Source organism: Paenibacillus polymyxa (assembly GCF_015710975.1).
GTDB classification, from domain to species: domain Bacteria; phylum Bacillota; class Bacilli; order Paenibacillales; family Paenibacillaceae; genus Paenibacillus; species Paenibacillus polymyxa.
The window spans coordinates 5,469,877-5,483,335 of record NZ_CP049783.1 but is presented as its reverse complement, the minus strand read 5'-3'; the positions used below and the strand labels follow the sequence as shown (position 1 = coordinate 5,483,335).

Sequence of the window (13,459 nt, the reverse complement as noted above, 5' to 3'; positions counted from 1 at the left end):
CATGAAGGGCGTTCTTATAGAACGTCCTTTTTGCTATGCTGTTAATCAGGTATGTAGATAAAATGACACTTACTTATGGTTTGGGAAGGCAATGGGAAACCTAGCGTAACGAACAGGATGACTTGTTTTTTCGTATTTTAATCATGTATAATGGGGTCAAGTGACTGGGTGCGGTATTTTTTTGAAAATTAAATAACAAATCAAGGTACGACGTCCAACTACCATAGGAGGTTTAGATTCATTTGTCTAAAAAAACAAACAACGATAAATTGATGATTTTCGCTTTGGGCGGCGTCGGTGAAATCGGGAAAAATATGTATGTCGTTCAATACGGCAATGACATTGTCGTGGTGGATTCCGGTCTGAAATTTCCGGAAGAGGACATGCTTGGCATCGATATCGTTATTCCTGATATTTCCTACCTTACAGAGAACCGCGACAAAGTAAGAGGCATTGTGCTGACTCATGGTCACGAGGACCATATTGGCGGTTTGCCTTACGTGCTGAAACATTTGAATGTACCTGTATATGGTACCAAATTGACGCTGGGACTGGTGGAAAACAAGCTGAAGGAAGCGAATCTGCTTGGTGAAACCAAACGTATTTTGATCAATGCTGATTCCGAAATCAAACTGGGCTCCACATTGAAAGTAACATTCTTCAAAACCAACCATAGTATTCCTGATTCAGTAGGTGTTTGCATTGATACTCCTGAAGGCGCTGTTGTTCATACAGGAGACTTCAAATTTGATCATACTCCGGTGAACGGACAATATGCAGATTTGCAGCGTATGGCTGAGATTGGCACACGTGGCGTATTGGCTTTATTGTCAGACAGTACCAATGCCGAAAAACCGGGCTTTACACCTTCGGAAAAGAGCGTTGGCATTGTGTTGGAAGATATTTTCCGCAAGTCGAGACAGCGTGTGGTCGTAGCCACTTTTGCTTCGAACGTACATCGCATTCAGCAGGTCATTAATGCTGCTGAGGCAACCGGACGCAAAGTAACGGTGATTGGTCGCAGCATGGTTAATGTCGTAGGTATTGCTTCTGATTTGGGCTACTTGGAAATTCCAGATGGAATGCTGATTGAGCCTGAAGAAGTGGGCAAAATGTCAGCGGATCGCGTAGTTATTCTCTGCACAGGTAGTCAAGGTGAACCGATGTCCGCTTTGACAAGAATGGCTCGTTCTACGCATCGTAAGGTAGATATTCTTCCAGGGGACTCAGTGATCATCGCAGCTACTCCGGTACCAGGTAATGAAAAATATGTTGGACGCACTATTGATGAGCTGTTCCGTCTGGGTGCCAATGTATACTACAGCGCAGCTAATCCTGGTATCCACGTTTCTGGACACGGCAGCCAGGAAGAACTCAAGCTGATGCTGAATCTGATGAAGCCAAAATTCTTCTTGCCAATTCACGGTGAGTTCAGAATGCAACGTCGTCACGCTCTTCTTGCCGAAGGAGTAGGTATCGAGCCTGAAAATATCTTTATCACGGATATCGGTGAAGTCATTGAAATTCAGAATGGCGGAGCACGCAGAGCGGGTAAAGTTACAGCAGGTAACGTACTGATCGATGGACTAGGTGTAGGAGATGTAGGAAATATCGTGTTGCGCGACCGCAAATTGTTGTCACAGGACGGTATTTTGGTAGTGGTTGTCACACTGAGCAAGCAAGATGGCACGATTAAGTCAGGCCCAGATATCATTTCCCGTGGTTTCGTGTATGTTCGTGAATCAGAAGGTTTGCTAGATGAAGCAAATCGTATTGTTTCAAGTACACTGCATAAGCTCATGAGTGAAAATGTAAATGAATGGGCTTCCCTGAAGACAAATGTCAAGGATGCACTGGGTCGCTTCTTGTATGAGCAAACTCGTCGCAGACCGATGATTCTGCCAATTATAATGGAAGTGTGATTCGATTGAAATATGTTCAAAAACTTGAATTAAAAACTTAAGTCACAGGCACACAGTCGCCTCTCTTCCCGCAGGAAATATTGGACGGTTTCCGCGGGAAGAGAGGCTTTTTTTGATTTTAGGGTCGAGGAAAGGCATGGAGGTGGGTATAAAATATTCCATTTCCATCCCATACTATAGGGTGAAGACGGGGCACATAGATCCGTATAGCGAAAGGAAGATCACCCATATGGAACATTACAGCAATTTATCTTCTGGCAACGAGGAAACGGAAGCGCCAGAACAACCAGAGGTTGGACAAAGACCCGTTTTACCTGCTATGGAGGCTTTACAGCAGCTGGGTCAAACCTCCATGCCCGGAAGCGAGTCCAATATTTTTTGTATGACGATTATCGGTCAGATTGAAGGACACCTCATCTTACCGCCTCAAAACAAAACAACAAAATATGAGCATATTATTCCGCAGTTGGTAGCGGCAGAGCAAAACCCACGTATCGAAGGATTAATGATTTTGCTGAATACAGTTGGTGGTGATGTAGAGGCAGGACTGGCTATTGCAGAAATGATCGCATCGATGAGTAAACCAACAGTGACCATTGTTATAGGAGGTGGACATAGCATCGGTGTGCCGATTGCTGTATCTTCTACGTATTCTTATATTGCCGAGAGTGCGACGATGACCATTCATCCAATTCGTATGAGCGGTCTGGTCATCGGAGTCCCACAGACTTTTGAATATATGGAAAAAATGCAGGAGCGTGTCGTCCGCTTCGTCGTTTCTCATTCTCGCATTACAGAAGAGCGGTTTAAGGAACTGATGTTCAAAACTGGTGAATTAAACCGCGACATTGGTACAGCGGTCGGAGGAATTGATGCAGTAAAATACGGTTTGATGGATGCGGTTGGTGGTATAGGAGAGGCGCTGAAACAGTTGAATACCATCATTGAGACACGCCGTCAGCAGAACGGCATGACAGGGACTCCACAGCAGCCCCCTTATGCACCTTTTTCGCCCAATGCCACAGGCACCCCTACAGGAACCCTTTCAAGTGAGCACAGCAAGGAGCTGCCCCAATGACACTATATACTGTAATGCCAATGGAATTGGTGTGGGAAGGTATGTGGAAGGAGGCAGAGGAGCTTGTAGAGGTCCGGGTAGATGGTCTGCTTATGCAGGTACAGCCGCTTGAAAGTCGTCGGGGGATCATAGTAAGGCTCTTGGACTGTCCATTGGATGCCTACCTCAATCCTCGTTATGGACCAGGTCAGATCATTGAGTGGTCATAGAAGCTGTCGAATAGTACAGAAATAGGTCATTTGCTGCTGAAAAAGAACATATGTGCGGATAGCGAGTGACGTGGTATAATATTCTTCTGGGGGGTGACCTTGTATGTCCAGAAGAAGAAAAAGAAAAAAGAAAGCCATATTTGGCGGAGTTTTAAAATATGAAATTTACGGCATTGTGCTGATTACATTGGCGGTCATTGCGTTATCGGGTGAAGCGGCAGTTGGTCGGTCGCTATCCAAGATGTTTGGGCTTGTACTGGGGAAATTTTATTTTGTGATTCCCCTGATTGGCATTTATTATGGTCTGATGGTGATGATTCACCGCAAGTGGCCGAACCAGTGGAACTCACGGAAGACGGGTTTGCTGTTGTTGGTATTTGCCTTTACACTTATGAGTTCTATTTCATCTATGGAGCAGCGTTTGGGACCGATTAACGCGCTTCAGCCGGGCGGAGTGATGAGCCAGATACATATAGATATGCGTGAGCAGTTGCTGTCGCCTGATCAGCAAGGCCATACCTCGATGCTGAATAAGGATATTAGCGGGGGCTACGTTGGCGCATTACAGCTTACCGTTCTGTTGTGGCTGTTTGGTCTCACAGGAGCTAAGCTGATCATGATTGTCATGTTCGTCATTTGTTTTATGCTGATGACCCAGCTGTCTTATGTGGATTTAGTGCGGATTGTAAAGACCAAGCTACTGACAGCCGGGGGAAGCGTGCGGAAAAAATGGACTGGTAAAGCCACTCCGCTTTCTGCATCTAGCAAAGGCAGTGGAAATAGAAAACCCAAATCTGAGCCTATTCCTGCCTATGAAGAGGATATGGATGATGATTTTGATGAAATGCAGCCTCCAGCACGCAAGCAGCCAATTTTCTTTCAGTTGTTTGGCCTTAAAAATACAGATAAGGCGGACAAGGAAGAGCAAACTGCACATGCGGATGAAGATGAACATGATCTTCTATATGAGGCTGGTGACGTGCAGCCTCAGTGGAGAAATGGCAATCAGGGAGAAGAGCTGTCTGACGTAATCGAACACGCTGAGCAGGAAGCCTCAATTCCGGTAAAAAGATCGCCAATCATTAGGGACTTCTTCGAACAAGTGAAAAATGAGGAAAAAAGATCAGAGGCTGAACTTGAAGACTCCCTGACAGGTGGAGTGCGGAACGATTCCATTGATGAACCTCTGGATAGTAATTTTATGGATGCCGATGCGAATACGAATATAAATATAAATGATTCGGCAACGATCCATGGGACATCAGAAGAAGCCCAGAAACTGGCTCAGACGATTGCTAATGGATTGACAGGCGAAGAAGCTGAAGGGAACAATGTAGCTATTCCAGCTCCACCACCGCCTAAGCCGTACAAGCTTCCATCGTTCCGTTTGCTTGCCAAACCGCAAAATGCAGGCAAAGGTATGGGACAAAAGGATTACATGCAAACAGCACGCAAGCTGGAGGCCACGCTGGAAAGCTTCGGTGTTCGGGCGAAAGTGCTGGAGGTTGTACGTGGCCCAGCCGTCACACGCTATGAAATCCAACCGGACATTGGCGTGAAGGTTAGCCGGATTGTAAGTCTGACGGATGACATTGCACTTGCGCTTGCTGCAAAGGATATCCGTATGGAGGCACCTATTCCCGGCAAGTCCGCCATAGGAATAGAAGTTCCGAATAATGAAGTTTCTATCGTAACCATGCGTGAGGTAATGGAAACGACAGTTTTCCAGGAATCAGTTTCCAATTTGTCGATTGCATTTGGCCGTGATATTGCAGGACAAACGATTGTTGGTAATTTAGCTAAGATGCCCCATCTGCTTGTAGCTGGAGCTACGGGTTCGGGTAAATCGGTGTGTATCAATGGGATTATCACGAGTATTTTGTACAAAGCGAAGCCAGATGAGGTAAAATTTCTGATGGTTGATCCCAAGATGGTGGAGTTGAACGTGTACAACGGAATCCCCCATTTATTGGCTCCGGTCGTGACTGATCCCAAGCGTGCCTCACTGGCATTGAAGAAAATCGTAGTTGAAATGGAAAAAAGGTATGAGTTGTTTTCCAAATCAGGCACCCGTAATATTGAGGGCTACAACAATTTGATGAAGGATAACCCGGATGCATTTCTGCCTTACATTGTCGTTATTGTGGACGAGCTGGCAGATTTAATGATGGTTGCTGCAGGAGATGTGGAGGATGCGATTGCGCGTCTTGCCCAAATGGCGCGTGCAGCAGGCATCCATCTGATTATTGCAACACAAAGACCTTCGGTTGATGTAATTACAGGGGTTATTAAAGCCAATATTCCTTCACGTATTGCCTTCGGCGTTTCTTCGCAGGTGGATTCCCGCACCATACTGGATATGGGCGGTGCTGAGAAACTGCTCGGACGTGGTGACATGCTGTTCATGCCGATGGGGGCTTCCAAACCAGTCCGCGTTCAGGGAGCGTTTATGAGTGATCAGGAAGTGGAAAACATTGTTAACTATGTGCGTGAACAGGGTGAAGCTCAGTATGATGAAACGCTTGTGCCTGAGGTGGAAGAGGTATCCACTGATGCGGATGAAATGCTGGATGAGCTGTATGATCAGGCTGTCAACATCATTTTGGAGGCTAAACAAGCTTCCGTTTCGCTCCTTCAGCGCCGTATGCGGATCGGTTATACACGTGCTGCCCGACTGATTGACTCCATGGAAGCCCGCGGTGTCATCGGTCCTTACGAGGGAAGTAAGCCCCGTGAGGTACTTATCTCAATGGAACAATATCAGCAAAATAAAGTTAGCTCCTGAGCATTATCTTTTATCAGCATTCCATTTAAACGCTGTTTGTACGCATGATGAGTTGTTAAATATGACAACTCCATGCACGCAAATAGCGTTTTTTTGTGATGTTTTTTTGAGGTGTGGAACTGCCTGCTCAAAGAAGATTAAAAGGGTGAATAGCTTCTAGCGGAGCTTGTCATAATAAACGTAGCCATCCTGTTAATCCCACAAAAGAAAGGTAGAGCGCAGCATATGAAAAAAACAATGGTCTGGATTTGCACGGGTATCCTCGCAGCCTCGGCTATTACGTACACAGGACTTTTTAAAAACGACTCTGTACAGCAGCGAGTAGAGTCGCCAAGCACGCAGCAGAAAGTAACAGCGGCGCAGCCTGTTCAGCCGACATTCAGTTCAGAAGCGGTTGATTTTGGCTCTTATGGCCAGGATGTATATGAACTGCAATCACGATTGAAGCTGCTGGGTTTTTTTGGCGGAAAAGTGGACAGCCATTTTGGCAGCAGTACACTAAAGGCTGTAAAGGGTTTTCAAAAGGAGTTTGGTATCAGACCCGATGGAGTGGTTGGTGCGAAAACCAAATTAAAGCTGGTGAATGCTACTCCACACTGGAAGCCGACGGAAACGCCTATGCATCGTAATAATCAAGGTTCTGATCAGGGACAGGCAGCGAACAAAAACGATAAATCTGATCAAAATGAGGAAACGATGGGATCAGCCAACACCATGGGACTGTCTGAAAACGATCTTAAAATCATGGCCAATGCGGTCTATGGTGAATCCCGCGGTGAGCCGTTTGAAGGACAAGTTGCCGTGGCGGCTGTTATTTTGAACAGGGTCAAGTCGCCAAGTTTTCCGAATACACCGTCTGGGGTAATCTTTCAGCCGGGGGCTTTCACTGCTGTAGCAGACGGCCAAATCTGGCTCACGCCGAATGAGACTGCACAAAAGGCGGTACGTCAAGCCCTGAACGGCTGGGACCCAAGCGGAGGATGTCTATATTATTTTAACCCTAAAACAGCTACCTCCAAATGGATTTGGAGCCGTCCGCAGGTGAAAACCATCGGGGAACATATTTTCTGCATGTAAAAAGCCGAAGCAGCCGGGAGCTTGTCTCCGGTTGCTTCTTGGCTTTTGCATGGTTAGAATAAAGATTGGTACACTTTACCTCTTTACAGGAAAAAGATGTACAGTAGCTATTGCTAATCAAAGGCTAGACGCAAATTGACGTCACAAAGGAGTTTTGGACTTGAACAAAACAGGTTTCGAGCGTGGCACACGCAGACAACTAAGGATTCATGTACTGCCCACCAAGCGCTTTAAGACGTTCGCCATATCGTTGTATGTAGGTACTCCGCTACGTGAGGAAACTGTAACTCGTGTGGGGCTGGTACCTTTCGTTCTGCGACGGGGTACAGAATCGTATCCGCAGACTACACAATTTAGAGAGCAGTTAGAACAATTGTATGGTGCGGGTTTTGGATTCGATGTATATAAACGTGGAGATTATCAGATCGTGCAATTTCGCATGGATACAATTAATGACAACTTTGTAAGCAGTCCGGATAGTTTGCTGGATCGTTCGTTTTCTTTCCTTGGAGAGGTTCTGACGAAGCCTGCATTGGAAAACGGTGCATTTCAAACGGGATATGTACAGCAGGAACGAGAAAATGTTCGTAAGAAGCTGGAATCTATAGTTAACGATAAAATACGTTATGCTGGGGAGCGCTGTATGGAGGAGATGTGCAAAGATGAGCCTTATCGTCTGCATCCTCTTGGTCAACGATCAGATCTGGACAGCATAAATGCACAAAATTTGTATGAGGCTTATGGAGACTGGCTGAATAATGCCAGCATGGATTTATACGTCGTGGGAGATACCACGCTGGAAGAAGTTGAAAAGTTTGTGGATCGCTATTTTCAATTAAACCGCTCGACGGAAACGGGATATGTACCTGAACAGCCCAAATCGGTAGAACGTGATGTTCAAACTATAGTAGAGCGTCTTGATGTAAACCAAGGCAAGCTCAACATGGGGCTACGAACCCCTATTACGTATGGCGATAAACGTTATGCTTCTGCATTAATGTACAATGGCGTTCTGGGTGGGTATCCGCATTCAAAGCTGTTTGTCAATGTGAGGGAGAAGGAGAGTTTGGCGTACTATGCTTCGTCACGCTATGACGGGCATAAAGGCATTGGCACAATACAATCCGGTATCGAAATTCCTAATTATGAAAAAGCGGTTACTATTATCCGCAAGCAACTGGAAGATACACAAAATGGAGCAATTACCGAGCTGGAAATGACCCAAACGCAGGCAATGATACGCAACTTGCTAAAGGAAATGCAGGACTCCGCTTTTGAGATGATTGCCTATGATTTTAACAGACAGCTTTCCGGCAAAGAGCGGACGGTCGAGGAGCTGCTGAGCCAGGTGGAGGCAGTCAAGGTGCAGGATGTTCAGGATGCCGCCCGGACGTTCCGACTGGACACTATTTATTTCTTGAGAGACCAGAAGGGGGAATAGCGTTGGAGCATATATCGTATGAGCACTTGCAGGAGACGCTGTACTATGAAGTAATGGATAATGGCTTGCACGTTTATGTGTTGCCCAAACCGGGCTTTCAGAAGACGTATGCCACATTTGCAACTAAATATGGCTCGGTTGATAATCATTTCCGGGTAGAAGGTCAACAGTCCGTCAAGGTGCCGGATGGCATAGCTCATTTTTTGGAGCATAAAATGTTTGAAGAGCCCGAAGGCGATATTTTTGCTACCTTTTCCTCTAATGGAGCATCGGCGAACGCATTTACGAGCTTTGATCAGACCGTATATCTGTTTTCGGCAACCGAACGCATTCAAGAGAATTTGACCACACTAGTCAACTTTGTTCAGCATCCTTACTTTACAGATGAAAATGTGGAGAAGGAAAAAGGCATTATAGGCCAGGAAATCAATATGTATGAAGATAACCCCGACTGGCGGAGTTACTTTGGTCTGATTGAGGCATTGTACAAGGTCCATCCGGTGCATATTGATATAGCAGGTACTATTCAATCCATCAGTACGATTACGAAGGAAACATTGTACAGTTGCTATGAAGCTTTTTACCATCCAAGTAATATGATTCTTTTTGTAGTAGGTGGAGTGGATCCAGCCGAAGTAATCGAATTGGTACGTAATAATCAGGCGAAAAAAGACTATAAGCCGCAGGGGGAGATCGAGCGGATTTTCGATGATGAACCCACAACGGTTGCAGAGCCGCGTCATGAGGTAAAGCTGGCTGTTTCTTTGCCAAAGTTGCTGTTTGGATTCAAGGAGGCTGAAGTAGGTCTAACGGGAGAAGCTTTGCTACGTCATGATCTGGAAACCAAGCTGATGCTTGATCTCTTGTTTGGTTCCAGTACACAGCTATATCAGAAGCTCTACGATGAGGACCTGATTTCGGACAGTTTTGGCCATGAGTACAATAGTACGCAACAGTATGCATTTTCTGCGATCGGCGGGGATACCAAAGACCCTGATCGGCTGTTGGCTAGGATACGAGAAGAGGTAGAGTCTATTCAGAAGCAGGGGTTTGCAGCAGAACATTTTGAACGAGCGCGCAAAAAGAAGATCGGCGGTTATCTACGCACTCTCAATTCTCCCGAAAATATTGCGCATGAGTTTACAAGACATCGCTTCCGGGGCAGTGATTTTTTTCAATTGCTTCCGGTTTATGAAAGTATCACGCTTGAGGATGTAAACCGTCGTCTGAAAGATCATATAAAGTGGGATCAAATGGCAATATCGCTGGTGGTGAGTCCGTAATGTCCAGGGAGAGGGAACCGATGACCACCGAGGGCGGAGAGTTAAAGGCTATTGGCGATACGACTGTGCTGATTACAGGAGCAAGTGGTGGAATTGGTGCGGCTATTGCCGAGCGTTTTGCAGCAGTAGGGATGAATGTGGTCATTCACTACATGAAGTCCCATGAAAAAGCAAATGAAGTTGCTCGTCGTTGCATGACTTATTCAGGCAAGGTAATGACTGTTTCAGCCGATCTGCGGAGTAAGGAGCAGATTGAACGTATGCGGGAAAAGCTGGATAATCACGGATTGAAGCCAGATATTCTAGTGAATAATGCTGGATTATCTCATTATGGGCTGCTTTCAGATGTATCGGAAGAGGAATGGGACGAAGTGATGGCCGTGAATGTTAAGGGAACTTTTTTGTGTACGCAGGTTTTTATGCCGCATATGATTTCCCAACGCTATGGCCGTATTGTGAATGTTTCGTCTGTGTGGGGCATATGTGGAGCTTCGTGCGAGGTATTGTACTCCACTACCAAGGGAGGCATTAACGCTTTCACTAAAGCACTGGCTCAAGAGGTTGCGCCTTCTGGCGTAACCGTGAATGCTGTGGCTCCAGGGGCGGTAGACACGTCGATGTTGGATCATTTGGATGCAGGCGAAATTAACAGTTTGGAAGAAGAAATCCCTGCTGGACGATTGGCACGGCCTGATGAAATATCGTCCCTGGTTTATTTTCTTGCGCTTCCTGAGTCAGGTTATATTAATGGCCAGGTCATAAGTCCTAACGGAGGATGGGTGACGTAAGGAAAACAGCGCTTGGAGGAATCCACCAGTATAGTAAGCGTCTGTGAAGAGCATATTACAACTGTTGATTTTAAATCTGAATCATCTAAGGAGGATTTAAGTATGTCAACAGTTGTTCAGAATTTTGATGTTTGGAAAAAGTTCCTTGGTCAGCGTGTAGAGCAAGCAGAGAAGCTGGGAATCAGTCAAGATACCATTGCGGAGCTTGCTTACGAAATCGGTGATTTTCTGGATGAGAAGGTCGATCCAGCTAACCATTCCAACCGCGCACTGAAAGAACTGTGGGGAGTTGCCGATGAGGACGAACGTCACACCATCGCCCGGCTAATGGTTAAATTAGCTAAGAGCAACGCATAAGTAGGAACCAACATGAAAAGCTCCCTTTTGGGGGGCTTTTCTGTAATGGTTACAGAGCTGTTCTTGTAATTCCATTGTAATTTATATATCATAAACGTGATTGAGGCTTACAACACACTGTAGCCTATCGAATTTCAATAATTGGGTTTTGTCGAATGATGCTATCTTATGATACAATAAGGCTTTGATTTGGCATTGTTGACGGTTTGAATGTGAATGAGGTGCTAACGTGACGGAAGAGACAAAACAGTGGTACATGGAATACAAGATACATAAAAATCGACCCGGACTGCTGGGGGACATTGCTTCCATGCTTGGTATTCTGGGGGTTAATATACTGACGATTAACGGTGTTGAAGGCGAAAGACGGGGGATGCTTCTCGAAACAGACGATGACGAGAAAATACGCATTCTCGGAGATACGTTGAAAAAAGCCAGCAACATTACAGTCACGGCCTTACGTGCTCCGAGACTGGTCGATATATTGGCAGTAAGACACGGCCGTTACATCGATCGGGATTCGGATGATCGTAAAACTTTCCGTTTTACACGTGATGAGCTTGGGTTGCTGGTCGATTTTTTGGGTGAAGTATTAAAGAGGGATGGCAATCAGGTAATCGGTCTTCGCGGAATGCCGCGTGTTGGTAAAACGGAATCCATTATTGCCAGTAGTGTATGTGCAATGAAGCGTTGGACTTTTGTGTCGTCGACGTTATTACGACAGACGGTACGCAGTCAGCTTTCTGAGGAAGAAATGAATCCCAACAATGTGTTTATTATTGACGGCATTGTGAGTACCATTCGATCCAATGAAAGACATTATCACCTGCTTCAGGAAATTATGAGCATGCCAAGTACCAAAGTGATTGAGCATCCTGATGTATTTGTGCGTGAATCGGGATACAGCTTTGACGATTTCAATATCATTATTGAACTTCGCAATAATCCGGCTGAGGAAATTATTTATGATACCTTTACAGCCAGTTATACAGAAGATCTTTAAATAAGTGTAATTACACAAGGAGATGATGACATGTCAGAACTGGGTCAGCAATTAAAGGAGGCCCGGCTGCAAAAAGGATTGAGCCTTGACGATGTTCAGGAAATGACGAAGATACGCAAACGTTATCTGGAAGCCATTGAGACGGGCGATTACAAAGTGCTGCCGGGAAGCTTTTATGTCAGAGCTTTTATTAAAACATACGCCGAAACGGTTGGGTTGAATCCCGATGAGCTTCTGGAAGGGCACCAAAGCAATGTGCCTGAACCTGAACCGGAAGCAGTCATGGAGCCTGTTACACAAAAACGCTCCAGCCGTCCCGCGACGATTGGCAATCTTAAATGGTTGCCTACAGCGTTAATGTGGCTTTTTCTAGTTCTCATTGTTGGGGTTATTTATGCTTATTGGGTGAGTAACAACCATTCCACTCCAAAAACAGCAGAAAATACAACGCCGATTACAACACCAAGTACACCAAGTACACCAAGTACACCAAGTACAACACCTAACACAACGCCAAGTACGACACCAAACACGTCTACTCCAAATACAACTACGACACCGAATAATGGTCAGACAACGGCACCAAATGGTGCTGGCGGGCAGACCCCTGATACGGGAAAAACCGGGGAAACCCAGCCAGGTGGTACGGGAACTACAGATGCGACTACTCCAAATCCTGGTCAGCAGCCGGATACGACTACGCCAGCGCAGGGAGTAACTGTGGCTCAGGATGGTAAGCAAGGCAAGACGACGATCTTCAAAGTCTCCAGTGCAACGGGGGCCACGGTCAAGGTTGATATTAAAGCAACGGGCGAAAGCTGGCTTGAGGTGTACAAGGGACAAAATTCCCGTGGAGAAAAGCTGAGCTATGGTATGACTAAAAGTGGAGATGCCATGTCTTTCGATATCGGTCCTGAAGGCTTATATATCAAATCAGGACGGTCTTCTGCCACGGATATTTCCGTCGCCGGCCAACCGATAACCGATAATAAATCGACGACCCGGGTGTTGATACAGCAAGGGGAAGCTTCTTCCACTGGAGCGAGTACTGGGGTGACGGGTTCAACGGATACGACGACAAATGGTAGTACGGATACTACACAAAGTGGGACAGATTCTAGTACAACTACTGATGGTGAATAAACGCCTTGTTGCGGGGAAATACTAATGACTGTAATTCTTGGAAAGTCAGTCATTTCATTTTCCGCAAAGTGAGGTGTATACGTTATGACCGTCAGCTGGATTGTGACTGGGCTCGGGATTATTGTCAGTTTACTGGGCTATTATCTAACACCGAATGCATGGGGCTATGGCATATTAGGCTTTGGTCTTGCTCACATTGTGCTTGGAATTTTGGATATGTTTAGAAATCCAACACGAAGTCACTATTAGAAATGTTAAACTGCAATTGTAAATAAAGGCGTTTTTGTCGGGGAACTGGCAAGAACGCCTTTTTAGTGAACGGATTATTGGATTTTTGTAAATGACTAGCCTATAATTAGATATTGAACTTTGT

Annotated in this window: 12 protein-coding genes; all 12 read left to right on the top strand. The window is 45.6% G+C overall.

The features are described 5' to 3' along the window. Positions 1 to 242 precede the first annotated feature (242 nt). Positions 243 to 1,922 (top strand): ribonuclease J, encoded by a 1,680-nt coding sequence (locus G7035_RS24825; protein ID WP_013370737.1) that lies wholly within the window; start codon positions 243 to 245, stop codon positions 1,920 to 1,922. Between the two features lie 229 nt (positions 1,923 to 2,151). Continuing rightward, the gene (locus G7035_RS24820; RefSeq protein WP_017427948.1) at positions 2,152 to 3,000 is read left to right on the top strand and encodes a ClpP family protease; all 849 of its coding nucleotides are present in this window, start codon (positions 2,152 to 2,154) and stop codon (positions 2,998 to 3,000) included. Continuing rightward, the gene (locus tag G7035_RS24815; RefSeq protein WP_019687008.1) at positions 2,997 to 3,209 is read left to right on the top strand and encodes a YlzJ-like family protein; all 213 of its coding nucleotides are present in this window, start codon (positions 2,997 to 2,999) and stop codon (positions 3,207 to 3,209) included. Before G7035_RS24820 ends, G7035_RS24815 begins: the two co-directional genes overlap by 4 nt. 103 nt (positions 3,210 to 3,312) lie before the next feature. Continuing rightward, positions 3,313 to 5,994: an FtsK/SpoIIIE family DNA translocase gene (locus G7035_RS24810; protein ID WP_019687009.1), complete on the top strand. Its 2,682-nt coding sequence runs from the start codon at positions 3,313 to 3,315 to the stop codon at positions 5,992 to 5,994. 225 nt (positions 5,995 to 6,219) lie between these two features. Continuing rightward, positions 6,220 to 7,071, top strand: a complete 852-nt coding sequence (sleB, locus tag G7035_RS24805) for a spore cortex-lytic enzyme (RefSeq protein WP_017427950.1) — start codon at positions 6,220 to 6,222, stop codon at positions 7,069 to 7,071. 160 nt (positions 7,072 to 7,231) lie between these two features. Further along, positions 7,232 to 8,512: an EF-P 5-aminopentanol modification-associated protein YfmF gene (gene yfmF / locus G7035_RS24800; RefSeq protein ID WP_019687010.1), complete on the top strand. Its 1,281-nt coding sequence runs from the start codon at positions 7,232 to 7,234 to the stop codon at positions 8,510 to 8,512. A 2-nt stretch (positions 8,513 to 8,514) separates the two neighbouring features. After that, positions 8,515 to 9,795, top strand: coding sequence for an EF-P 5-aminopentanol modification-associated protein YfmH (yfmH, locus tag G7035_RS24795; RefSeq protein ID WP_019687011.1), 1,281 nt, complete (start codon positions 8,515 to 8,517; stop codon positions 9,793 to 9,795). 20 nt (positions 9,796 to 9,815) lie between these two features. Beyond that, positions 9,816 to 10,583 (top strand): elongation factor P 5-aminopentanone reductase, encoded by a 768-nt coding sequence (ymfI, locus tag G7035_RS24790; protein WP_019687012.1) that lies wholly within the window; start codon positions 9,816 to 9,818, stop codon positions 10,581 to 10,583. 102 nt (positions 10,584 to 10,685) lie between these two features. Continuing rightward, a complete protein-coding gene (locus tag G7035_RS24785) occupies positions 10,686 to 10,940 on the top strand; it encodes a DUF3243 domain-containing protein (RefSeq protein WP_016821001.1) in 255 nt (84 codons plus the stop codon). A 229-nt stretch (positions 10,941 to 11,169) separates the two neighbouring features. Further along, complete coding sequence (locus G7035_RS24780; protein WP_013370747.1) at positions 11,170 to 11,943, top strand: DUF3388 domain-containing protein; 774 nt, start codon at positions 11,170 to 11,172, stop codon at positions 11,941 to 11,943. Positions 11,944 to 11,973: 30 nt separating this feature from the next. After that, positions 11,974 to 13,086 carry a helix-turn-helix domain-containing protein gene (locus G7035_RS24775; protein WP_019687013.1) on the top strand — a complete coding sequence of 371 codons (1,113 nt, stop codon included), beginning with the start codon at positions 11,974 to 11,976 and terminating at the stop codon, positions 13,084 to 13,086. A gap of 84 nt (positions 13,087 to 13,170) precedes the next feature. Next, positions 13,171 to 13,335, top strand: a complete 165-nt coding sequence (locus G7035_RS24770) for a hypothetical protein (protein ID WP_013370749.1) — start codon at positions 13,171 to 13,173, stop codon at positions 13,333 to 13,335. Positions 13,336 to 13,459: the final 124 nt, after the last annotated feature.

Bases quoted from the DNA above. Each gene is read 5' to 3' on its own strand.
- G7035_RS24810 (WP_019687009.1), top strand. From the start codon at position 3,313: ATGTCCAGAAGAAGAAAAAGAAAAAAGAAAGCCATATTTGGCGGAGTT.
- G7035_RS24775 (WP_019687013.1), top strand. From the start codon at position 11,974: ATGTCAGAACTGGGTCAGCAATTAAAGGAGGCCCGGCTGCAAAAAGGA.
- ymfI (WP_019687012.1), top strand. From the start codon at position 9,816: ATGACCACCGAGGGCGGAGAGTTAAAGGCTATTGGCGATACGACTGTG.
- G7035_RS24815 (WP_019687008.1), top strand. From the start codon at position 2,997: ATGACACTATATACTGTAATGCCAATGGAATTGGTGTGGGAAGGTATG.
- G7035_RS24820 (WP_017427948.1), top strand. From the start codon at position 2,152: ATGGAACATTACAGCAATTTATCTTCTGGCAACGAGGAAACGGAAGCG.
- G7035_RS24770 (WP_013370749.1), top strand. From the start codon at position 13,171: ATGACCGTCAGCTGGATTGTGACTGGGCTCGGGATTATTGTCAGTTTA.
- G7035_RS24785 (WP_016821001.1), top strand. From the start codon at position 10,686: ATGTCAACAGTTGTTCAGAATTTTGATGTTTGGAAAAAGTTCCTTGGT.
- sleB (WP_017427950.1), top strand. From the start codon at position 6,220: ATGAAAAAAACAATGGTCTGGATTTGCACGGGTATCCTCGCAGCCTCG.